At 43.9% G+C, this 21,999-nt stretch carries 20 protein-coding genes and 1 pseudogene; 17 read left to right on the plus strand and 4 right to left on the minus strand.

Going from position 1 to position 21,999, the window contains the following annotated elements; genetic code table 11:
* The first annotated feature begins 165 nt into the window (after positions 1 to 165).
* The 4 genes and pseudogenes from typA to OCU28_RS00460 all read left to right on the plus strand — a co-directional run bounded on the left by typA (position 166) and on the right by OCU28_RS00460 (position 4,428).
* Positions 166 to 1,995, plus strand: coding sequence for a translational GTPase TypA (gene typA, locus OCU28_RS00445; protein ID WP_261816429.1), 1,830 nt, complete (start codon positions 166 to 168; stop codon positions 1,993 to 1,995).
* Between the two features lie 144 nt (positions 1,996 to 2,139).
* Positions 2,140 to 2,962, plus strand: a pseudogene (locus OCU28_RS00450) (virulence factor BrkB family protein); the annotation flags it as partial.
* 75 nt (positions 2,963 to 3,037) lie between these two features.
* Positions 3,038 to 3,472 (plus strand): D-aminoacyl-tRNA deacylase, encoded by a 435-nt coding sequence (dtd, locus tag OCU28_RS00455; RefSeq protein ID WP_261816431.1) that lies wholly within the window; start codon positions 3,038 to 3,040, stop codon positions 3,470 to 3,472.
* A gap of 32 nt (positions 3,473 to 3,504) precedes the next feature.
* The gene (locus OCU28_RS00460) at positions 3,505 to 4,428 is read left to right on the plus strand and encodes a bifunctional GNAT family N-acetyltransferase/hotdog fold thioesterase (RefSeq protein WP_261816432.1); all 924 of its coding nucleotides are present in this window, start codon (positions 3,505 to 3,507) and stop codon (positions 4,426 to 4,428) included.
* A gap of 3 nt (positions 4,429 to 4,431) precedes the next feature.
* Here OCU28_RS00460 and OCU28_RS00465 read toward each other — a convergent pair whose 3' ends face one another.
* The 4 genes from OCU28_RS00465 to hslR form a co-directional block, all read right to left on the minus strand.
* Positions 4,432 to 6,333: an AsmA family protein gene (locus OCU28_RS00465; RefSeq protein ID WP_261816433.1), complete on the minus strand. Its 1,902-nt coding sequence runs from the start codon at positions 6,331 to 6,333 to the stop codon at positions 4,432 to 4,434.
* Between the two features lie 112 nt (positions 6,334 to 6,445).
* On the minus strand, positions 6,446 to 8,074 hold the full coding sequence (pckA, locus tag OCU28_RS00470; protein ID WP_261816434.1) for a phosphoenolpyruvate carboxykinase (ATP): 1,629 nt from the start codon (positions 8,072 to 8,074) through the stop codon (positions 6,446 to 6,448).
* 320 nt (positions 8,075 to 8,394) lie between these two features.
* Positions 8,395 to 9,264, minus strand: a complete 870-nt coding sequence (hslO, locus tag OCU28_RS00475) for an Hsp33 family molecular chaperone HslO (RefSeq protein WP_261816435.1) — start codon at positions 9,262 to 9,264, stop codon at positions 8,395 to 8,397.
* A gap of 14 nt (positions 9,265 to 9,278) precedes the next feature.
* Positions 9,279 to 9,665 (minus strand): ribosome-associated heat shock protein Hsp15, encoded by a 387-nt coding sequence (gene hslR, locus OCU28_RS00480; RefSeq protein WP_261816436.1) that lies wholly within the window; start codon positions 9,663 to 9,665, stop codon positions 9,279 to 9,281.
* Between the two features lie 277 nt (positions 9,666 to 9,942).
* On the opposite strand from hslR, the gene gspC reads away from it, so the two are divergent.
* From gspC to nudE, 13 genes are all read left to right on the plus strand, one after another.
* Positions 9,943 to 10,848 carry a type II secretion system protein GspC gene (gene gspC, locus OCU28_RS00485; RefSeq protein ID WP_261816437.1) on the plus strand — a complete coding sequence of 302 codons (906 nt, stop codon included), beginning with the start codon at positions 9,943 to 9,945 and terminating at the stop codon, positions 10,846 to 10,848.
* A 126-nt stretch (positions 10,849 to 10,974) separates the two neighbouring features.
* Positions 10,975 to 12,963, plus strand: a complete 1,989-nt coding sequence (gene gspD / locus OCU28_RS00490; protein ID WP_261817396.1) for a type II secretion system secretin GspD — start codon at positions 10,975 to 10,977, stop codon at positions 12,961 to 12,963.
* Positions 12,963 to 14,471: a type II secretion system ATPase GspE gene (gene gspE, locus OCU28_RS00495; RefSeq protein WP_261816438.1), complete on the plus strand. Its 1,509-nt coding sequence runs from the start codon at positions 12,963 to 12,965 to the stop codon at positions 14,469 to 14,471. The genes gspD and gspE overlap by 1 nt, the downstream gene beginning before the upstream one ends.
* The gene (gspF, locus tag OCU28_RS00500) at positions 14,471 to 15,688 is read left to right on the plus strand and encodes a type II secretion system inner membrane protein GspF (RefSeq protein ID WP_261816439.1); all 1,218 of its coding nucleotides are present in this window, start codon (positions 14,471 to 14,473) and stop codon (positions 15,686 to 15,688) included. The genes gspE and gspF overlap by 1 nt, the downstream gene beginning before the upstream one ends.
* Positions 15,689 to 15,707: 19 nt before the next feature.
* A complete protein-coding gene (gene gspG, locus OCU28_RS00505; RefSeq protein WP_261816440.1) occupies positions 15,708 to 16,151 on the plus strand; it encodes a type II secretion system major pseudopilin GspG in 444 nt (147 codons plus the stop codon).
* Between the two features lie 10 nt (positions 16,152 to 16,161).
* The gene (gene gspH, locus OCU28_RS00510; protein WP_261816441.1) at positions 16,162 to 16,785 is read left to right on the plus strand and encodes a type II secretion system minor pseudopilin GspH; all 624 of its coding nucleotides are present in this window, start codon (positions 16,162 to 16,164) and stop codon (positions 16,783 to 16,785) included.
* Entirely contained in the window at positions 16,769 to 17,128 is a 360-nt protein-coding gene (gene gspI, locus OCU28_RS00515) for a type II secretion system minor pseudopilin GspI (RefSeq protein WP_261816442.1), read from the plus strand. The genes gspH and gspI overlap by 17 nt, the downstream gene beginning before the upstream one ends.
* Positions 17,115 to 17,756, plus strand: a complete 642-nt coding sequence (gene gspJ / locus OCU28_RS00520) for a type II secretion system minor pseudopilin GspJ (protein ID WP_261816443.1) — start codon at positions 17,115 to 17,117, stop codon at positions 17,754 to 17,756. The genes gspI and gspJ overlap by 14 nt, the downstream gene beginning before the upstream one ends.
* A gap of 1 nt (position 17,757) precedes the next feature.
* Entirely contained in the window at positions 17,758 to 18,768 is a 1,011-nt protein-coding gene (gene gspK / locus OCU28_RS00525) for a type II secretion system minor pseudopilin GspK (protein ID WP_261817397.1), read from the plus strand.
* Complete coding sequence (gene gspL, locus OCU28_RS00530; RefSeq protein ID WP_261816444.1) at positions 18,737 to 19,987, plus strand: type II secretion system protein GspL; 1,251 nt, start codon at positions 18,737 to 18,739, stop codon at positions 19,985 to 19,987. Before gspK ends, gspL begins: the two co-directional genes overlap by 32 nt.
* Complete coding sequence (locus OCU28_RS00535; RefSeq protein ID WP_261816445.1) at positions 19,987 to 20,487, plus strand: type II secretion system protein M; 501 nt, start codon at positions 19,987 to 19,989, stop codon at positions 20,485 to 20,487. The genes gspL and OCU28_RS00535 overlap by 1 nt, the downstream gene beginning before the upstream one ends.
* 1 nt (position 20,488) lies before the next feature.
* The gene (locus tag OCU28_RS00540) at positions 20,489 to 21,259 is read left to right on the plus strand and encodes a type II secretion system protein N (protein ID WP_261816446.1); all 771 of its coding nucleotides are present in this window, start codon (positions 20,489 to 20,491) and stop codon (positions 21,257 to 21,259) included.
* Between the two features lie 184 nt (positions 21,260 to 21,443).
* A complete protein-coding gene (gene nudE / locus OCU28_RS00545) occupies positions 21,444 to 21,998 on the plus strand; it encodes an ADP compounds hydrolase NudE (RefSeq protein WP_261817398.1) in 555 nt (184 codons plus the stop codon).
* Position 21,999 lies beyond the last annotated feature (1 nt).

Here is a 21,999-nt window from a genome sequence, read left to right on the forward strand (position 1 = left end):
AAGCATATTTCATTCGATATCAAGTAAAATAGAAGGCGATTAGTGATTTTTAACTTAGGTCTAGATCACACTTGTTGGGGTTTTGGTTAAAATCTGCTACATTACGACCAAATTTAAACCTAGTTGTCGGCATGTTGCCGCGACCTTACTGAGTGAATTCGATTCATGTCTACTCCACAGATTGAAAAGTTGAGAAACATTGCCATTATTGCGCACGTTGACCATGGTAAAACAACCTTGGTTGACAAGCTGCTACAACAGTCCGGTACATTAGAAACCCGTGGCGAAGTTGAAGAGCGAGTAATGGACTCCAACGATATCGAAAAGGAACGCGGTATCACCATTCTGGCTAAGAATACAGCGATTAACTGGAATGACTATCGTATCAACATCGTTGATACCCCTGGACACGCAGACTTCGGTGGTGAAGTAGAGCGTATTATGTCTATGGTAGATTGCGTATTGCTTATTGTTGATGCGGTTGACGGCCCAATGCCTCAAACACGCTTTGTAACACAAAAAGCATTCGCACATGGTCTAAAACCAATCGTTGTTATTAACAAAATTGACCGTCCTGGCGCACGTCCTGATTGGGTTATGGATCAAGTATTTGATTTGTTCGATAACCTAGGTGCTACCGACGAACAGCTAGACTTTAAAGTTGTCTATGCATCAGCTCTAAACGGCTGGGCGAGCAATGAAGAAGGCGTAGTTGGCGAAAACATGGAACCATTGTTCGAAACTATCGTTGAAGAAGTGGCTGCTCCACAAGTTGACCAAGATGGCTCTTTACAGATGCAAATCTCTCAGCTTGATTACAGCTCATACGTTGGTGTTATCGGTGTAGGTCGTGTTACTCGTGGTACTGTTGTACCAAATCAACAGGTTACAGTTGTTGGTGCTGACGGTAAGTCTCGCAACGGTAAAGTTGGTACAGTTCTAGGTTACCTAGGTCTAGACCGCCACGATGTTGAGCAAGCTACAGCTGGCGATATCATTGCAATCACAGGTCTTGGTGAGCTAAAAATCTCTGATACTATCTGTGCTCAAGGTGCAGTAGAAGCATTGCCACCACTGTCTGTTGATGAACCAACAGTTACTATGACTTTCCAAGTAAATACCTCTCCATTTGCAGGTAAAGAAGGTAAGTTTGTAACCTCTCGTAATATCCTAGAGCGTCTTGAAAAAGAACTTGTTCACAACGTAGCGCTACGTGTTGAACAGTCTGACGATCCAGATAAATTCCGTGTTTCAGGTCGTGGTGAACTTCACCTATCTATCCTGATTGAAAACATGCGTCGTGAAGGCTTTGAGCTAGCAGTATCTCGTCCAGAAGTTATCATCAAAGAAGAAGATGGTCAGCTTATGGAACCGTATGAAACGGTAACTATCGATGTGTTAGATGAGCACCAAGGTGGCATCATGGAAAACATCGGTTTACGTAAAGGTGAACTGACTGATATGTCTCCTGATGGTAAAGGCCGTGTTCGCATGGACTTTATGATGCCTTCTCGTGGTCTTATCGGTTTCCAAACTGAGTTCCTAACTCTAACCTCTGGTTCTGGTCTGATGTACCATACGTTTGATCACTACGGCCCTCATAAAGGCGGTGTAATCGGTCAACGTAATAACGGTGTTCTTATCTCGAATGCAACGGGTAAAGCATTGACTTATGCGCTATTCAACCTGCAAGAGCGTGGTCGTCTGTTTGCTCAACACGCAGATGAAGTTTATGAAGGTCAGGTTATCGGTATTCATAACCGTTCAAATGATCTAACTGTAAACTGCCTGAAAGGTAAGCAGCTAACTAACGTTCGTGCTTCTGGTACTGATGAAGCTCAGGTTCTTTCTCCACCAATCAAGCACACACTAGAGCAAGCTCTAGAGTTCATTGATGAAGATGAATTGGTAGAAGTAACCCCAGAAAGCATTCGTATTCGTAAGAAACTTCTTACTGAAAACGATCGTAAACGCGCAGGTCGTCCTGCGAAATAATTAATTGCTTTACTGTATTTTAAGCCTCGCTTTTAGCGAGGCTTTTTTATTTGCTAAAATACAAGAATAACAAATTGAATTTCATAGACTTCTTGCCGTTTTTCAATGAACAAGAATGCAATAAGATAAGGAGCACGTAGCAGGATGCGAATTAGGCTTAAGTTACCGCAAAAGGTGCATGTGTGTTTACACTATGTGAGCTATTTATATCAGAGAGCAAAGCACGATAGGTTGCCGGTTAATGCAGGCTATATGGCCTATATTACTTTGATTTCGCTAGTTCCTTTGACCACAGTTTCTTTGGCTGCGCTTTCTAAGTTCCCTGCGTTTGATGGGGTTGGCGATACAGTTCAGGCGTTTATCTTTTCTAATTTCGTTCCGACTGCTGGAGAGGCGATTAAGCTAACCCTGAATGAATTCATTACTAATACTGGGAAAATGACAACCATTGGCCTTTTATTTTTATTTGTAGCGGCAATACTGCTGATATCGGCGATAGATACCAACCTTAACTATATCTGGCGGGTGCGTAAAAAACGGCAGTTGGTATATTCATTTTCACTGTACTGGATGGTATTGACGTTAGGGCCGGTATTAGTTGGGTTGAGTCTGGTATTTTCATCCCGTATTGCATCAATGCGAGTATGGAGTGAAGATACGGTGCACCTCGTTTATGGTCTGCTCCCTATTAGCTTCTCTCTGTTGGCTTTTTTTGGGCTTTACCTGTTAGTACCTAACCTTAAAGTGAGAATGAGGCATGCGCTCGCTGGGGCCTTTGTATCTGGCGTGCTATTTGAGATAAGTAAGAAAGTTTTTGCGTTTTATGTCACCCAGTTTCCATCCTACCAGTTAATTTACGGCGCTTTGGCAGCGATCCCATTGCTGTTTATCTGGATTTATTTGTGCTGGATGATAGTGTTGATTGGCGCTGAAATTACCGCAAGTCTTGGTGAAGAAGAGGTGTGGCGAGTTGAGCATCCTTTTAGTAAAAAATGGTTTTTGTATTACCAAACGTTGTTAATGAGAAAAAGGTTAAGTCGAAGTGATTGCACTGATCCAGAGAGTGAGTGAAGCCAGCGTTAAGGTGGAAGGTCAAATAGTAGGTGAAATAAATAAGGGACTTTTGGTTCTGCTTGGGGTCGAAAAGGGAGACGATGAAGCAAAAGCGAAGCGTTTAGTCGAAAGGGTCACTACTTATCGAGTATTCTCTGATGACGACGACAAGATGAACCTCAACGTCAAACAGGTCGGGGGGAGTGTTTTAGTTGTCTCGCAATTTACCTTGCCCGCTGATACCAAAAAAGGGACTCGTGCTGGATTCTCCAAGGGAGCGCTTCCTGCTGATGCTGAACGCTTATATGAGTATTTTTCACAGCAATGTGCTGGTGTGGTGCCTACCGAGCAAGGTCAATTTGCTGCGGATATGAAGGTATCTCTCATTAATGATGGGCCAGTGACTTTCTGGTTGCAGGCTTAGCAACAAAGAATTGAAAGGGAATTCAAAATTTTATGTTTAAGCTCATTACCCCTAGAACAGACAATCAATTAGAAAAATATTTTCATTTTCGCTGGCAGATGCTGCGTGAACCGTGGCAGAGACCACGTGGTTCAGAGCGGGATGAATATGATGAGATGAGTCACCATCGCATGATAGTAGATAGTCGAGGGCGACCGGTAGCGGTTGGACGACTTTATATTACAGCTGATGACGATGGGCAGATTCGTTTTATGGCAGTGAAAAAGAACCGTCGAGGAAAGGGCGTTGGTTCTTTAATATTAGTTGCACTGGAGTCTTTAGCTCGGCAAGAAGGGGTGAAGCGATTGGTGTGCAGTGCTCGTGAAGATGCGATTGATTTTTACCGTAATAATGGCTTTGAGAGTCAAGGTGAGGTTAGTGACGAACGTGGCCCAGTACGTCATCAACAGATGATAAAAACGGTTGACCCTATGGCGGATGTATTACGTCGCCCTGATTGGTGTAACGAGTTACAGCAGCGCTGGGAGGAGCAGATCCCTATCAGCGATAAAATGGGGATTAAAATCAATCAATACACAGGTTATAAATTTGAATGTATAGCGCAGCTTAATCCTAATTTAAATCCACATAATACTATGTTTGCGGGGTCAGCTTTTACCTTGGCAACGTTGACTGGTTGGGGGATGGCATGGCTACTTATGAGAGAGCGAAATCTGCATGCAGATATCGTGTTAGCCGATAGTAATATTCGCTATCGACATCCAGTAAAAGAAAGCCCGATTGCTACCACCTCACTAGATGGGATTAGCGGAGACTTAGACCGACTCGAAGGAGGGCGGCGAGCGCGCATAATCATAAAGGTCCACATCTATAGCGGTAATTTGGAAGCCGTTGAGTTTACGGGTACCTATGTGCTTTTACCTAATACTAAGGCCAATAAAACCCTAAGTGTTTAATGCTTATTTGTTGGTGCTGGCTTTACAACTATAGGTTAATTGACTCCTTCCTTGAGGGAGGAGTTTATTTAGCTTCATACACTCATTAGATAGCGATAGCTCAATTTGACTCGATGCTGAATTGGCCATATCAATGCTTCCCCCAAATGTTCCCTGCAGCTCTTGGCTGATAAATTCAATCTGTGGGATTTGCAGATATCCACGTCGGATATCGAGGTCTATTTCAGGAATAAGAAGTGGGTGTAATTTTGTTGTATCAAAGGGAAGCTGAATACGAACATCATGCACGGATATTTGGGCTTTGCCATCTAGCGTGCGTCTTAGCATTAGCTCATCTCCGGCCAAGCCGCTTAAAGCGATATTAAAATCAGCCACACCGTACCAGCCAATGGCCAAGTGTAATGCTGGAGCTAGCGAATCAATAGGCATAGCATAGGCTTTTATGTTTAGTGACCATGGTTTGCTAATTCGGGTTAGGTCGATACTGCCAGTAGCTTCAAACAGTCCCTCTTTGATGGGGATAAATAGTTCTTTTATCTTCCAGTTCCCATGATCGCTTTCAGTATTGATATAGGGTTTTAAAGAGGTCTTGCCTAGTACGGTTAGACTGCTAGCACTGGCGGATAAATCACCTTGCCATAAAGCCCACTCGCCAGAATCACGAATGGATAAGTTTGAACCTTGGGCGTTGAGTCCAGAGACTTGCCATGGATTATTTTCAAGGGATATTACCTGAGAGTGGCTGACCTTAAATTGTGCGATTGATATGTCTTTAAAGCCTTGCATTAGCTGCATTAACTGAGAGCGTAACTGGTTTCCATCTTGTACCCACTTGAGGTTTGATATCGTTAGGTCATTAAGGTGTAACTGGTCAGGGTATAGGTCGCCACTAAGCTCGAAATTCCCTTGCTCAAAAAGGAAATCAAGCTGATTGATGGCGATATGTTGTGGATTGAATGTAAGCTTTAGTTGTGGCTCTAGGGCTTGAGACTGTTGTGTCGTAATACTGTCTGCCACCAATGATAATTGTGCGTGCTGCGCCCATAGGTTTTGTTGTGGATGCCAGTTTGAGAGTTCAATATTTGTGTTATTGAACTGCCAATCTGGTTGGGTCCAGCTTGATTGATATACCTTGAGGTGCTCGATAGCTTGTATCTTATTCCCCCATGTGTGGAGCCACTGATGAACATGATCAGGCAGTTGTGTAGATGAAATGCGTAATTGGCTGACTAAGGCATCATTGATGATCCAGCCTTGAGGGGTGTTTTCAGCAATAAGCTGGACTTTTCCTTCTCGCCACTGAAAATCTAACTGGTTTACTAAGATGGACTGAGGAGATACTTGGATTCGAGACTTTAACTGATTTAATGCCTCCCCTTGCCAATATAATTGCTCACCACTGATAGACCAATTGCCGTGCTCAAAATATCCTGACTTGGTCTCTAATTTAGGTGAGTATGTAAGGTCGAAATCTCTGATGACGAAATCGGTATTGGCAAAATTAAGGTGTTCAATACGAATATGCTGTGGTGTCCATTGTTCAAACCAGTGCTTGATGGATGTACGGTTATTAAATCCAGAGGGTATATTGGCACCACTTAAATATAGCTGCTTGATTGTTATCGGGTTTGGTATTTTGTTCCAGTCTAATTCGAGGACTAAGGTGGTTGTGTCGAATGTGATTGCAGGGTTCGACTGTTGATTGATGACGATCTGTTTAAGCTCAAATTGGTTGGGAAAGGTGAATTTAACATCTTGGATAAACAGATTTGTCGGTGCGAAGCGAGAGATGAGATTTTGAGTAACCCAACTAGAGTATTGAGTAGTAAGCGCGCTAAGCAATGCTGATATACATAAGGTAACAAGCAGTATTATTCCAAGACTGATTTTTAATACTGCCTTCATATCTAGCAGGCTCCACTGTATTAGACTGAAGGTTAAAGATGACTCATATCTTGTTGTTTATCAATAAAAAAGCCCCTGATATTCAGGGGCTAACTCATATTTTATGTTTTGTTTATCCTAGTTGAGGTCCAGCTGCCACTAGTGCTTTGCCTTCGTCATTGTCGGTATACTTTTCAAAGTTATTGATAAAGCGTTCAGCAAGGTCTTGAGCCTTACTATCCCACTGTAGGGGATCAACATAGGTGTCTCTAGGGTCTAAGATCTCTGGATTTACATTTGGTAACGCTGTAGGGACCTCGAGATTAAACACAGGAATAGAGGTTGTTTTAGCTTGCTCAATTGAACCATCTAAGATGGCATCAATAATGGCGCGAGTATCTTGGATTGAGATTCGCTTACCTGAGCCATTCCAGCCTGTATTGACAAGATAGGCTTGAGCTCCTGCAGCTTCCATACGTTTTACCAATACTTCAGCGTACTTGGTTGGATGCAAGGTTAAGAAAGCTGCCCCAAAACATGCAGAGAAAGTTGGCGTAGGTTCAGTAATTCCACGCTCAGTACCAGCTAATTTAGCCGTGAATCCAGAAAGGAAGTGGTACTTGGTTTGCTCTGGTGTCAATTTGGAAACCGGAGGCAATACCCCAAAGGCATCGGCAGAAAGGAAAATAACCTTGTTTGCGTGCCCACCTTTAGAGATTGGTTTCACTATATTTTCGATGTGATGTAGTGGGTAAGAAACACGGGTGTTTTCTGTTTTTGAGCCATCATCAAAATCAATTGAACCATCACCACGAACGGTCACGTTTTCTAAAAGTGCGTCGCGACGAATAGCATTGAAAATATCAGGCTCGGCTTCTTTAGAAAGCTTGATTGTCTTAGCGTAACAACCGCCCTCAAAGTTGAAGATACCTTCGTCATCCCAACCGTGCTCATCATCACCAATTAGTGCCCGTTTAGGGTCAGTAGAAAGGGTGGTTTTGCCCGTACCAGAAAGACCAAAGAAGACTGCTACGTCATCTTGCTCTCCCATATTAGCTGAGCAGTGCATTGAGGCGATACCTTGTAAAGGAAGGAAGTAGTTCATCATTGCGAACATACCCTTCTTCATCTCTCCACCGTACCAAGTGCCACCGATTAGCTGTACTTTTTCCGTTAGGTTAAAGACGGTGAAATTTTCGGAGTTTAAGCCGTGCTCTTGCCATTTGCTATTGGTGCATTTGGCTGCATTCATAACCACAAAATCTGGGGTAAAGGTTTGTAGTTCTTCATCTGTTGGACGAATGAACATGTTCTTAACAAAGTGAGCCTGCCACGCTACCTCAGTAATGATACGAACGGCTAAGCGAGTGTCAGGGTTGGCACCACAGTATCCATCAATCACAAATAGACGCTTGTTTGATAGTTGGCTGGTGACTAATTGCTTTAGGTCGTTCCATATGGCTTGATTGATGGGTTTGTTATCATTTTTTACAGAATCAGAGTTCCACCACATATTGCTGTGGGTCGTTTCATCATCAACAATGAATTTGTCTTTTGGTGAGCGACCAGTAAAGATGCCTGTATCTACTGCGACAGCTCCAAGTTCTGTGACAACGCCTTTTTCGTAACCTTGAAGCGATTCGCTAGTTTCTTCAGCAAAGAGGATCTCGTAGCTGGGATTGCGAACTATTTCAATAGAATCAGTGATGCCATATTGGGATAAATCGATAGCGGAAGCCTTTGCATGTTCCATAACAGTCATAGGTTCTCCTTGGTAGGGTACGAAGTAAGAATTGTTCTGAGTTCACTGCCTTATATTATTATTGTCTGGTCAGCGCACTTAGTCTAATACTGACTATATCTGCCTTTCTTGATTAATATTTCTACAGACTTCACATTTTGTAATTCAAACATAGTGTGAATAAAATTCAAATTTACTGTGATGTAAATCACGTAGAGTTAAGGGACTGGATGAAAATACGTGAACTTGGTGCGGATTGAATACGGGAATTGGATATGAATAGTGATGCGAGTAAAAAACCGCCTCAAGAGGCGGTCTATAATTTAGATTAATTATGTGACTTAGTGCATAGTCGGTTTGCTTGAGCCTGCAAATAATTCTTCAACCTGTGCAGCATTAAACTCATAGCTCGTTCCGCAGTAGTCACAGTGCAGAGCGACTGTTCCTTCGGTGGCCAAAATATCATTTACTTCAGCGCGATCTATGGTGAGAATTGCTGAACCAGTGCGCTCGCGTGAGCAACCACAAAAGAATTCTACGGGTTGAGGGTCAAACAGTTGAACCGTTTCTTGGTTGTAAAGGCGGTACAATAAATCATTTGCATCCAGAGAAAAGAGCTCTTCGTTTTTCACCGTATCGGTGAGTTGCTCAAGGTGGTCAAAGTCTTCCGGTTTACCAGTTCCATCGGGTACGACTTGTAACAGCATACCCGCGGCATGTGCTTTACCTTCGTGTTCACCTACTCGGAACCATAGACGAGTCTTTAGTTGCTCGGAGCGTTCAAAATAGCTCTCAATTACTTGGCTAAGGGTCTCGCCCTCTAATCCCACAACGCCTTGGTAGCGTTCGCCTTTACTTGGCGTGATAGTAATGACTAGATGCCCTTTACCCAACATTTGATGTAGGGTTGCATCATTTTCAATCTCACCGTCAAAGCGAGCGACGCCACGGACTTTCTGCTGGTTATCACCATTGATCACTGCAAGTGAAACTGGGCCGTCACCTTGTAGTTGAAGGGTGATGGAGCCTTCGAATTTTAGGGTTGCAGTTAGTAGTGTCGTTGCAACTAGCAGTTCACCTAATAGGTTTTGAACCGGTTGTGGGTATTGTTTGCTAGAAATAATACTTTGGTACGCACTGTCCAGTTGAACGAGTTCACCTCGAACAGATAAATCTTGAAACAGGTAGCGGTTTAAAACGTTGTTTTCCATGAGGAAACTCCGGCTTATTGGTTTTTAAACTTAATCAGATCGCGACGCTGTTTTTTATCAGGGCGACGCTCTGGACTTGGGTTGTGCGCATGCAGTTTGCGCTCTAGCGCTTGGCGCTCACGTTTTTCAACACTCTGCTCTGTCTCGCTATACAATAACTGAGCTTCAGGTGCTCCGCGTCTCTGGTCTGAAACCTTTTCAATGACCACAGTTTTCTCGACCTGTCCCTGTCTTAGCGTAACCTTAGCACCAAGCTCTACTATTTTACTTGGTTTGGAACGCTGGTCCTCATAGTGGACCTTACCGCCATCGATCATGTTGCGAGCAATGGAACGCGTTTTATAAAAGCGAGCAGCCCATAACCACTTATCCAGTCTTACGGATTTAGGATCGGAACTCATATCTATTTATGCTCTCTATATAAAAGTACAGAAGCGTTATGGTGACGAACATATCATTTTTCAAGTAAAAGGATTTAATACATTTCTATTCATCACACAAGTACACAGAAACCCCGCTGGATGTGGTACTCTTACTTGCTATTTTTACCAATACTTACCTAGTGTTACAAAGGTATGCTGATAGTTGTTAAGCATGTAGTTTCTTAATTGTACTGTAATCTAATTGATTTTTTGTTCGATTATTATTCAGCTTTATTTGTATTCAAGAGATGCGGTTTTGTCATATTCACAAAGATTAAATCAAATATTAACGGCCTTGATTAATCGTCAAGCACAGATTGCTGGTTCGATGACCCTTATCTTTATGGTGTTGTCAGCATGGATTGCAGGTTTCTTATTTTGGCAATTCATGAATATAGACTCTGGAGTGGAGCGGTGGAGACCTTCGTCTCAAACCGTCACTGCGCAAAAGAGCAATACAAAACAGCTCAATATGGATCAGTTGTTAGATGCAGATCTGTTTGGTAAAGAAGAGCAGAAACCAGTTGTCGCAGTGAAGCAAGTAGTTGATGCACCTAAGACTCGCTTAAATCTAGTATTAGTTGGTGTGGTTGCGAGCAGCAATACAAAGAACAGTTTAGCCGTCATTGCTAACCGTGGCTCTCAAGGTACCTATGGTATTGGTGAAAAAATTGAAGGTACTCGCGTAACCCTAAGTAATGTTCTCGGTGATCGAGTGATCATTGATAATCAGGGGCGCAATGAAACCTTAATGCTGGAAGGTTTAGAATATAAGAAAGTGGATGCTGCTCAACAGCAAATCGCGCGTTCTCAATCCCAGTCGAATGTTCAAGGAAATAATCCTAAACTTGATGTATCTAATTTGGAATCTATTAAGGAAGCCATCTCAGAAAATCCGCAACAGTTTTTGAAATATATCCGCCTTTCTCAGGTTAATCGTGACGGCAAGTTGGTTGGCTACCGTGTTCGCCCTGGGCGTGATAGGGCATTATTCGACTCAGTGGGTTTGAAAGATGGAGATATCGCCGTGGAGCTAAACGGTGCCGATCTAACCGATCCAAAATCGATGGGAGAGATCTGGAAATCCTTGAATCAATTAACAGAATTAAACCTGACAGTTGAACGAGACGGTCAGCGTTATGATATTTATTTACAGTTTTAAAGCATTAGACTTTGTAGTGAGAAGATAGAACCGATCGCTAATAGCTAGTTTGCTTGCAGTCGTGTTTTTTGGAGAGTTATTTCAGTGAAATGGTTTAGTAAAAGTGCATGGTTATTGGTGGGAAGCATGCTGTGCGCGCCTGCATGGAGTGCAGATACTCCAGCAACGAAAAACGAATTTAGTGCTAGTTTTAAGGGCACAGATATCGGTGAGTTCATCAATATTGTAGGCCGAAACTTAGAGAAGACTATTATAGTCGACCCTTCTGTGCGCGGTAAGATTGATGTACGCAGTTATGATGTCCTTAGTGAAAAGCAGTACTATCAGTTTTTCTTAAATGTCCTAGAAGTTTATGGTTTTGCTGTCGTAGAGATGGAGAACGGTGTACTTAAGGTTATTAAAGCTAAAGATGCCAAAACCTCAGCGGTGCCTGTGGTGGGTGATGCTAGCATCAAAGGGGATTCGGTTATCACGCGGGTGGTTGCAGTGCGCAACGTTTCGGTACGTGAACTTTCTCCCTTATTGCGTCAGTTAAATGATAACGCTGGTGCTGGTAACGTTGTTCACTATGACCCAGCTAATATCATCCTTATCACGGGTCGTGCTGCGGTGGTTAACCGCTTAGCTGAAATCATTGAGCGCGTGGATAAAGCAGGTGATAAAAGTGTAGAGGTTGTGCCACTTAAGAGCGCTTCTGCCGCAGAGATGGTGCGAATTGTTGAGGCACTAAATAAAACGTCGGATGCGAAGAATACACCAGCCTTCTTGCAGCCAAAGCTGGTAGCTGATGAACGTACCAACTCAGTGTTGATCTCTGGCGAACCGCAGGTTCGAGCACGTTTGCGTAAAGTGATCGCTCAGCTTGATAAAGAGATGGTATCTACGGGCAATAGCCAGGTTATTTACCTTAAAAATGCCAATGCAGAAGATTTAGTCGATGTACTTAAAGGCGTCTCTGACAATCTGCAAAATGCCAAGAAAAAAGGACAGGGCTCGGCGAATAGCAATACTGATGTTGTGATTTCAGCTCATAAAGATACCAATGCTCTAGTGGTTACTGCTCCGCCAGATATCATGAAGGCATTAAAACAGGTTATTGAGCAGCTAGATATTCGTCGTGCGCAGGTATTGATTGAAGCGTTGATCGTTGAGATGTCTGAGGGTGACGGCATCAACTTAGGTGTTCAATGGGGTAATCTAGAATCCGGAGCGGTAGTTCAATACGGTAACAGTGGAGCCAAGATCGGTAATGTGATGGTTGGCTTGGAAGAAGCCAAAGACCAGACTCGAACCGAATACTATACCGATAATAACGGTAACCGCAGACCTTATGATGTAACCGAGTCAGGTGATTACTCTACCCTTGCTAGTGCTCTAAGTGGTGTGAATGGTGCGGCCGTTAGTCTTGCGATGGGGGACTGGACAGCCTTGATCAGTGCTGTAGCGTCAGATACGAGCTCTAATATTCTATCTTCTCCAAGTATCACCGTCATGGATAATGGTGAGGCTTCATTTATTGTTGGTGAAGAGGTTCCGGTTATTACGGGCTCAACCTCAGGTTCAAACAATGAAAACCCATTCCAAACCGTTGATCGTAAAGAAGTGGGGATTAAGCTTAAGGTTGTTCCTCAGATTAACGAAGGTGATTCAGTCCAACTCAAGATTGAGCAAGAGGTTTCCAACGTTTTAGGTGCGAATGGCGCTGTTGATGTGCGTTTTGCTAAGCGTCAGCTAAATACCTCAGTGATGGTCAAAGATGGTCAAATGCTAGTGCTTGGTGGCTTAGTTGATGAGCGTGCACAGGAGAGTGAATCTAAGGTGCCGCTACTGGGTGATATCCCATGGCTTGGGCAACTATTTAAGTCTACCTCTACCTCGGTAGAGAAACGCAACCTGATGGTGTTTATTAAACCGACGATTATTCGTGATGGTCTCACCGCTGATGGTATTACTCAACGCAAGTACAACTACATGCGCGCAGAGCAGCTATACAAAGCAGAAGAGGGACTTAAGCTAATGAGCGATGACCTGATCCCTATTATGCCTAAATATGGCGATGACTCTGGTAGACCACCTGAGTTTAAGGCCTTCATTGAGCAGGTGGAAAAAGAGTAATGCAAGACACATCGGCAGTCTCGGCGTGGACGGGTGCAACCCGTCTACCATTTGGCTTTGCGAAACGCTTTAATGTGGTTTTAGATATAGACAATGAGCAACAGAAAAGCTTGCTTTATTATATTGCGCCACTTAATACCCATACTCTAATCGAGGTATCACGGGTTGCGACCCATGCTTTAGAGTTGATCGAGCTTGATAAGGCCAGTTTTGATAACAAGCTGTCAGATGCTTATCAGCGTGACTCCTCTGAGGCTCGCCAATTGATGGAAGATATTGGTGCTGATAACGATGATTTCTTTTCGTTGGCAGAAGAGTTACCTCAAAATGAAGACCTGCTTGAAGCAGAAGATGACGCACCTATTATCAAGCTTATCAATGCCATGCTTGGTGAGGCGATCAAAGAAGGTGCTTCTGATATTCACATTGAGACCTTTGAAAAGAACCTTTCAATTCGTTTCCGTGTCGATGGTATATTGCGAGATGTGTTAGCACCAAGTCGCAAGCTGGCACCCTTGTTAGTATCACGCGTTAAGGTAATGGCTAAGCTGGATATTGCTGAGAAGCGTGTCCCTCAAGATGGCCGTATCTCATTGCTGATTGGTGGACGTGCCGTCGATGTGCGTGTATCGACTATGCCATCTTCACATGGTGAGCGTGTGGTAATGCGTCTTTTAGACAAAAATGCCACTCGTCTTGATCTGCACAGTTTAGGGATGTCAGCTCTTAACCATCAAAATTTCCGATCCCTTATCGCTAAACCACACGGTATTATCTTGGTTACCGGTCCAACCGGTTCAGGTAAATCCACGACTTTATATGCCGGCTTACAAGAGCTAAATAGTGCTGAGCGTAATATCTTAACCGTAGAAGACCCGATTGAATTTGATATCGATGGTATCGGTCAAACACAAGTAAACCCTAAAGTCGATATGACCTTTGCTCGAGGTTTACGGGCTATTCTTCGTCAAGATCCTGATGTCGTAATGGTCGGTGAGATCCGTGATATTGAGACGGCACAGATTGCGGTACAAGCCTCGTTGACTGGTCACTTAGTTATGTCAACGCTGCACACCAATACCGCAGTAGGTACGATCACCCGCTTACGTGATATGGGGATTGAGCCTTTCTTAATTTCTTCATCGTTGCTTGGGATCTTAGCGCAACGCTTGGTTAGAACGCTGTGCCATGAGTGTAAAACCCCGTATGCCGCTGATAATGAACAGAAGAAGCTATTTAATCTTGGCCCAGACGATGAACTAACGCTTTATAAGCCTAATGGTTGTGAGAAGTGTGGCAATAAAGGCTACCGTGGTCGAACTGGTATTCACGAGTTACTCGTTGTAGATGAGAAGGTTCAAGAGCTTGTCCATGGTGAGCACAGTGAGCAAGATATTGAATTGCATGTTCGAAAATCAACGCCAAGTATTCGTCAAGATGGCCTAGAGAAGGTAGCTCAAGGTAAGACTACCCTTGAAGAGGTTATGCGAGTCACGAGGGAAGAGTAATGGCTGCATTTGAATATAAAGCGCTGGATGCGAAAGGAAAACAGAAAAAAGGCGCCATTGAGGGGGATAATGCCCGTCAAGTACGCCAACGCCTTAAAGAACAAGGCTTGATGCCAATTGAGGTTATTGAGACCAAATCTAAACAACAAAAAACTCAATCCAAAGGCTTCCAACGTGGGATCAGCACCCCTGACTTGGCGTTACTTACTCGTCAGTTATCAACCCTGGTTCAAGCGGGAATGCCATTAGAAGAGTGCTTACGTGCGGTGGCTGATCAGTCTGAAAAAGCGCGCATTCGCTCAATGATGGTCAGTGTTCGCTCGAAAGTTGTTGAGGGGTATACCCTTGCTGACAGTATGCGTGAATACCCAGCGGTGTTTGATGACCTGTTTTGTTCGATGGTAGCGGCTGGCGAAAAATCGGGGCATTTGGATGCGGTATTAAATCGACTCGCAGATTATGCAGAGAAGCGCCAGCAATTACGCTCTAAGCTTCAACAAGCAATGATTTACCCGATTATGCTGACCTTGATTGCGGTTTGTGTAGTTGGTTTTCTATTGGCCACTGTGGTGCCAAAGATTGTCGACCAATTTGTACAGATGGGGCAAGGCTTACCCGCATCGACTCAGTTTTTGTTAAATGCTAGTGATTTTGTTCAACATTATGGGGTGCTGTTAGTTGTTGGTTTTATACTGATGATTATAGGCATCAAACTGATGCTGAGAAATCCTAAATATCGACTGAAATGGGATCGTAAAATGTTAACGATCCCAGTGCTAGGTAAGGTTGCTCGAGGGCTGAATACCTCTCGCTTTTCTCGAACTCTCGCGATTTGCTCATCGAGTGCAATTCCATTATTAGATGGTATGCGAGTGGCCGCAGATGTAATGAGCAATCAATATTTTAAAAAGAAGGTGCTTGAAGCCTCTGATCATGTTCGTGAAGGGGCAAGCCTGAGACACTCTTTGCAAGAGAGTAAGCTATTCCCTCCTATGATGCTGCATATGATTGCCAGTGGTGAGCAGTCTGGCGAACTTGAGCAGATGTTAACCCGCGCCGCCGACAACCAAGACCGAGATTTTGAAAGTCAGGTGAACTTGGCGTTAGGGATATTTGAACCGCTGCTGATTGTGTTTATGGCTGGGGTAGTGTTATTTATTGTAGTGGCTATCATGATGCCGCTGCTAGCGTTGAATAATTTAGTTTCTGGTGCCTAAACCAGTGAGTGGAGTAAATATGAAGTACAAACAAAAACAGAGTGGTTTTACCTTACTTGAGGTGATGGTAGTTATTGTTATCTTGGGTATTCTAGCGAGCTTTGTTGTTCCTAACCTTTTAGGTAACAAAGAGAAAGCGGATCAACAGAAGGCGATTACAGATGTAGTTGCACTTGAAAATGCACTAGATATGTACAAGCTTGATACTGGTGTATACCCAAGTACAGACCAAGGACTCGATGCGCTGGTAACTAAGCCGGCAGGTTCTCCAGAACCACGTAATTACCGTAGTGATGGCTATATTCGTCGTCTACCAAGTGATCCTTGGGGTAATGATTATCAATATCTTAGCCCTGGCGATCACGGCAATATCGACATATTTACCTTAGGTTCAGATGGTCAAGAAGGTGGTGATGGTTCAGCATCTGACATTGGCAACTGGAACCTACAAGATTTCCAGTAATCCCTGTTTTATGAACAGAACAAGCTCTTTGCAACGCAAGGCCCAGCGCGGGTTTACCCTGCTTGAGGTGATGTTGATCATCGTCTTAATCGGGGTGAGCGCAGTGGCCGTTGTTATGAGTTTACCGAGCAATACAGATGATGCTGCGCATACTCGAGCGCAGCAGCTTTATCAAAGGCTGAATCTACTGCATCAAGATGCCATTCTAAACGGTTGGGATCTTGGAGTTCGTTTTGACGAACCAAGTAATAGCTATACGCTACTGCACCTAACTCAGGATGGTTGGCAGCTGTTGGAACACCGACGCATGCCAGCTGAAACTAAGTTCGAAGACGGCGTTGCTTTAAACTTTGAGTTAGGCGGTGGAGTGTGGGGTAAGACCGATACCTTGTTTGATAAAGGCCCTCTATTTGATGAGGATATGTTTGCAGACGTTGAGAAAAAAGATAAGCCTAAGCAAGAAAAACCGCCTCAGGTATTTATTCTTTCTAGTGGTGAACTAACCCCATTTGAAGCCTTTATTCACCCTAAATCAACCGCAATGGGTGAGACGAATTGGCGTGTTCAGGCATTAGAAAACGGCACCTTTAGGATACTTGCCCCAGGGGAGGTTGCCGATGATAAAAAACAATAGAGGTATGACCTTGCTTGAGGTATTGGTGGCTTTAGCCATCTTTGCAACGGCTTCATTGAGTGTCGTAAGAGCAGTTACTCAGCACATCAATAGCATTGGCTACCTCGAGCAGAAAACACTGGCGGGTATGGTAGCAGACAATCAGATGGCTACTGTGATGCTTACTGGAAAGCTGACTACGCTAAAAAATGGTAGCAGTGAGCTTGGTGGGCGCACTTGGTATTGGCAAGCAATGCCAGTGGCAACCACGACCTCCTATTTAAAAGCTATCGATGTGAGTGTGGCTGATAACGAACAAATGAAAAGCCCTTTGGTGACGGTGAGAAGTTATGTACCGCAATAACAAGGGCTTTACGCTAATTGAAGTATTGGTTGCTATAGCAGTCTTCGCCGGATTGAGCATTGCCGCCTATCAAGTTGTGTTCCAGATCCAGCTTAGTAATCAACAGTCCCAGCAGAAACTGGCAAGACTGCAACAGCTGCAGTCATCATTGGTTTACCTTGATAGTGACTTTAGGCAGATTGCTATTCGCCGCTTTCGAAATGACGGGGAGCAGGCCGGGGAGTATCTGCTGTACTGGAAAAACAACCTTATTGATTCTGATGACAAAGGGGTGCTGTTTACTCGTTTAGGGTGGATAAATCCGCAGCAGCAGTTTCCTCGTGGTGAGATAACTAAGGTGGGCTACCGAATCCGAGACCATCGCTTGGAACGTGTATGGTGGCGATACCCTGACACTCCTACGGGACAGCAAGGGGTTGTGACACCGATATTGGACGATGTTGAATCCTTTGATCTGCGCTTTTTTGATGGCGAGAGTTGGCTCAAAGAGTGGGGTGAAAAAGATAAGCTACCTAGTGCAATTGCAGTGTACTTAGAGCTTAAAGACTATGGCAAAATTGAGCGTATCTATCTCACTTCTCAAGGTGAGTTAGAGAGAGTGGCAACTGATGATGAACAGCAGCAATAGTATGCGTAGTCAGCAACAAGGTGTTGCACTGTTGGTAGTACTATTACTGCTAGCGGTGATGACTGCGATTGCAGCAACCATGTCAGAGCGCTTGGTATTAGGGATTGATAGAGCATCTAGTCAGGTTAATAACCAGCAAGCGTATTGGTATGCTATTGGCGTTGAAGGCTTAGCTAAATACGGCATTAATGAAAGCCTTAAAGACGATGATACAGTAAACCTAAGTCAAGCCTGGGCGCTAGATGAGCAGGTCTACCCTTTAGATAATGGTGAGGCTCGTGGTGCGATTCGAGATATGCAGGCGTGCTTCAATGTGAACGCATTAGCAGGAGTTGAAATAGATCCGACATCTGGCTCTCGTCCGTATTTATTAGAGGTATGGCGAACCTTGCTAGAAGAGACTGGAGTTGAAAGCTACCAAGCTGAGATTATTGCTGATTCGACATGGGAATATCTAGATTCTGACGATAGTGTAGAAACTCAGACTGGTGTTGAAGATGCGACCTATGAAGGTTTATCGCCTGCCTATATGGCAGCCAATGGTCTGATTGCCGATATTAGCGAGATACGAAGCATATATCAGATGAATGCGAAGGCAATGCGAGGGCTATCTCATGTTGCTTGCGCCATACCAACCGACGATTTACGTATCAATGTGAATACGATTCGTCCGTGGCAAAGCCAGATTTTAGTTGCCTTATTTGAATCGGCCATCAGTGATGATGATGCCAAAAAATTACTTGAAGATAGACCCTATGATGGGTGGAGCAGTACCGAAGATTTTCTTGCTGAACCTATTATTAGTGGTATCGATAGTGCAATAACAGACAAAGCCAAACCCTATTTATCGGTAGATAGCCGATACTTTGAGTTGGATGCTGAAATTTTAGTACAAGATTCTCGCGTACGATTGCGCAGTCTTTTACATAGTGAAAATGACGATGAAGCTCGGGTGGTACGCCGACGATTTGGAGGAATAAGTGAGCGAAGTCCTGACAGTTCGGCTGAGTAGACAAAATTCAGAAGAAATCCCATGGTTAGTGTGGTCTGCTACCCAACAAGAGATCATTGCAAGCGGTGAACTCTCTAGCATAGAAGAGCTTTCGTCACTGGCGCATTATGCGCAGGAACGTCGAACTCTGCTGTTATTAGATAGCTGTGATGTGATATTACACGAAGTAGAGGTGCCTGCGGGTGCTACGCGTCAACTCGCGACCATGTTACCCTTCTTACTTGAAGACGATGTAGCTCAAGATGTTGATGAGCTGCACTTTACTATACTGAAGCAGACCGGAACACGAGCTTGGACCGCGGCTATAGAAAGAGATTATTTATCTCAATGTGTTGAGCACTTTAAACAGGCCGGCATTGAGTTAAGTAGAGTGATACCTGATGTATTGGTATTACCTAATCTTGAATCTGATATCACCGTAATGCCTTTTGCTAATCACTACTTGATTCGTCACGATGAGTTTTCAGGTTTTAGTATTGAGCAACTTTTGCTACCTGTCATTAATGAGCAGCTACCATTTGTAACCTCAGCTCAAGACCAAGATGATGACACTTCGCCAGCAGCTGATCCGTTGAAGGTTGATTGTTTTGAATCAATACCAGAGCCTTTACAAGGCCGATCTGATCTAGAGTGTCGAATAGTAAATAGTGAACTGCCGATGCAGGTATTAGCCAAGAATGCCCAGCTATCATCACTAACCCTATTAAGTGGTGAATTTAAGCGGCAGTCATCGTGGCTTAAAAATGTTCGAGTGTGGCGAACTCCAGCTATTGCTGCAGGGATTTTATTGGCACTGTTTTCGGTAAAAACCTTTGTGCATGTGAATCAGATAGAGTCACAGGCAGCAGCTTACCGCACTGAGAGTGAACGTATTTTCCGTTCGGTATTTCCTGATAAAAGACGCATTCCAACAGTGAGTTATCTTAAGCGCCAAATGACAGATGAAACCACCCGCTTGAGTGGTGGTACTGTTGAGGCTCCGATGTTGACTTGGCTTATCGAGGTGCAAGCTGCATTAAAAGATAATAAGAACGTTAAGATTCAAAACCTTAAGTATGATGGAAATCGGGATGAATTACGCATTCAGGCGCAAGCCAATGATTTCCAGACCTTTGAAAAAATACGTGTTGCATTGTCTGAAAAATTTGCAGTAGAGCAGGGGCAGATCAATCGCAATGGTGATCTTGTTAGCAGCAGTTATGTGCTTAAGGTGAAATGATGCGTGGATTAAAACAAGCTGTTTTGGGTTACTGGGCAGGTATCAGCCTTAGAGAACAGCGTATGCTATTGATAACATTGGGGGTTGCGTTGATTGCTGTTTTTTATTGGGGGGGATTACAACCTTTACAACAAAAAACAGAACTAGCTCAAACTCGATTAACCTCAGAGAAGCAGTTGAACTATTGGGTGAAAGATGAGGCCGATAAAATTACAGCTTTACGCCGAACCAGTACTGCTCCAAGTATCTCTTCATTACCTTTAAACCAACTGCTTTCTGCATCAAGTAGCCGCTATAAAGTAGAGCTGGTACGCCTGCAACCTCGAGAAGATATGGTTCAGGTATGGGTTCAGCCAGTAGCATTTAAGTCATTGATGAGCTGGCTTATTTATTTGCGTCAGCAACAGGGTGTAGACGTTGCGTTTTTAGATATCAATGAGACGGATAAGCCTGGCATTGTTGAGGTCAAGCGCTTGCAATTTGAGAAGATAGGCGGCTAACGTGGGATTTAGTGTCAAAAAGATTTTTTTATATAGCCTGCTGTTGTTGGTGGTATTTGTGGCCAGTGTTTTAGTGCACCTGCCGGCTAAGTTTGTAACGGATAATCTGCCTTCAATTCCAGGGCTGAAAATATCCGGTGTCGATGGCTCAATATGGCAAGGTAGTGCGGGTAAGGTCGTGTTTGAACAATATGACATAGGCCAAGTTTCTTGGGATATGCAGCTAGCGAAATTATTTACCGGTAAGGCTGAGTTAAATGTGCGCTTTGGGCGTGATAGTGCTCTTGGGCTCGATGGACGTGGCATTGTCGGCTATGGCTTTTCAGGGCCGTATGCAGAAAACCTTATCGCTTCGATACCGGTGGAAAAAGTAATGCAACAAGTCTCGATTCCTGCCCCTGTGACCGCCAAGGGTGACTTAGAATTAATGGTTAGGCACTACAGTTTCGCTCAGCCTTGGTGTAAGTCTGCCCAAGGAAATCTAAGGTGGAACCAAGGCAAAGTCGAGTCGCCTATGGGCAACCTTGAGTTAGGCACAGTGACCTCGGATATATCTTGTCAAGATAATGTACTGAAAGCGACTGGCAACCAGCAGAATAAGCAGGTATCAGCGCAGTTTACGGCGCAGCTACAGTCTAACTTTACCTATGATCTAGATGCTTGGTTCAAACCTGGTGTGGAATTTCCAGAAAAACTTTCACAGCAGTTAAAATGGTTGGGGGATCCTGATGCCAAGGGGCATTACCCATTAGTATTCTCAGGACGGCTGTAAGTGGTTTTCATCCATGTTCTTTTTCCATATAGTGAATAAATAAGTATGTTAGGCGTTGTGATTAGGTAGCGACACTTTCAAATAGAACACCTTGATTAATGCTCTACGGTACTGTGTAAGTCAGCACGAAAGGGTCGTAATGGCTCTAATGATAACGGTTCAATCATTTTTCAGTGAGGCTAGGATGGCAAAGCAAAGTAAGCCCAAAATTTTAAACAAGCAGCAGGTAGCGCAATCGCGCTTATTCTGCATTGAAGCCTTAGATTTAGAGTTTTCAAATGGGGAAAAACGAACCTACGAACGTATGAAACCTAGCGGTCGCGATGCGGTTATGATCGTACCAATAACTGAGCAAGGTGATTTATTGTTAGTTCGAGAGTACGCAGCAGGAACGGAAAATTATGAGCTTGGCTTCCCTAAAGGGCTCATTGATGCTGGAGAAACACCTGTTATTGCAGCAAATCGAGAATTAAAGGAAGAGATCGGCTTTGGAGCCACTCATCTTACCCCTTTAAAGGAGGTTATCCTTGCCCCTTCTTATTTCTCAAGCCGCATGACCCTTTTTCTCGCTCAAGACCTCTATCCAGAAAGCCTTGAAGGTGATGAACCTGAGCCTTTAGAGCTTATCCGCTGGCCTTTAGCGCAGGCTGATGAATTGCTTACTCATCTTGATTTTTGTGAAGCGAGAAGCATTAGCGCACTAATGCTTGCTCAGCGCCATTTACAGCAGGAGCCGTAGT

The organism is Vibrio gallicus, from assembly GCF_024346875.1.
Taxonomy (GTDB): domain Bacteria; phylum Pseudomonadota; class Gammaproteobacteria; order Enterobacterales; family Vibrionaceae; genus Vibrio; species Vibrio gallicus.

Bases quoted from the DNA above. Each gene is read 5' to 3' on its own strand.
- hslO (WP_261816435.1), bottom strand. From the start codon at position 9,264: ATGGAAAACAACGTTTTAAACCGCTACCTGTTTCAAGATTTATCTGTT.
- hslR (WP_261816436.1), bottom strand. From the start codon at position 9,665: ATGAGTTCCGATCCTAAATCCGTAAGACTGGATAAGTGGTTATGGGCT.
- OCU28_RS00535 (WP_261816445.1), top strand. From the start codon at position 19,987: ATGCGTGGATTAAAACAAGCTGTTTTGGGTTACTGGGCAGGTATCAGC.
- gspJ (WP_261816443.1), top strand. From the start codon at position 17,115: ATGTACCGCAATAACAAGGGCTTTACGCTAATTGAAGTATTGGTTGCT.
- gspD (WP_261817396.1), top strand. From the start codon at position 10,975: ATGCTGTGCGCGCCTGCATGGAGTGCAGATACTCCAGCAACGAAAAAC.
- gspH (WP_261816441.1), top strand. From the start codon at position 16,162: ATGAACAGAACAAGCTCTTTGCAACGCAAGGCCCAGCGCGGGTTTACC.
- gspE (WP_261816438.1), top strand. From the start codon at position 12,963: ATGCAAGACACATCGGCAGTCTCGGCGTGGACGGGTGCAACCCGTCTA.
- OCU28_RS00465 (WP_261816433.1), bottom strand. From the start codon at position 6,333: ATGAAGGCAGTATTAAAAATCAGTCTTGGAATAATACTGCTTGTTACC.
- gspG (WP_261816440.1), top strand. From the start codon at position 15,708: ATGAAGTACAAACAAAAACAGAGTGGTTTTACCTTACTTGAGGTGATG.
- pckA (WP_261816434.1), bottom strand. From the start codon at position 8,074: ATGACTGTTATGGAACATGCAAAGGCTTCCGCTATCGATTTATCCCAA.
- gspI (WP_261816442.1), top strand. From the start codon at position 16,769: ATGATAAAAAACAATAGAGGTATGACCTTGCTTGAGGTATTGGTGGCT.
- OCU28_RS00460 (WP_261816432.1), top strand. From the start codon at position 3,505: ATGTTTAAGCTCATTACCCCTAGAACAGACAATCAATTAGAAAAATAT.
- typA (WP_261816429.1), top strand. From the start codon at position 166: ATGTCTACTCCACAGATTGAAAAGTTGAGAAACATTGCCATTATTGCG.
- nudE (WP_261817398.1), top strand. From the start codon at position 21,444: ATGGCAAAGCAAAGTAAGCCCAAAATTTTAAACAAGCAGCAGGTAGCG.
- gspK (WP_261817397.1), top strand. From the start codon at position 17,758: ATGCGTAGTCAGCAACAAGGTGTTGCACTGTTGGTAGTACTATTACTG.
- gspF (WP_261816439.1), top strand. From the start codon at position 14,471: ATGGCTGCATTTGAATATAAAGCGCTGGATGCGAAAGGAAAACAGAAA.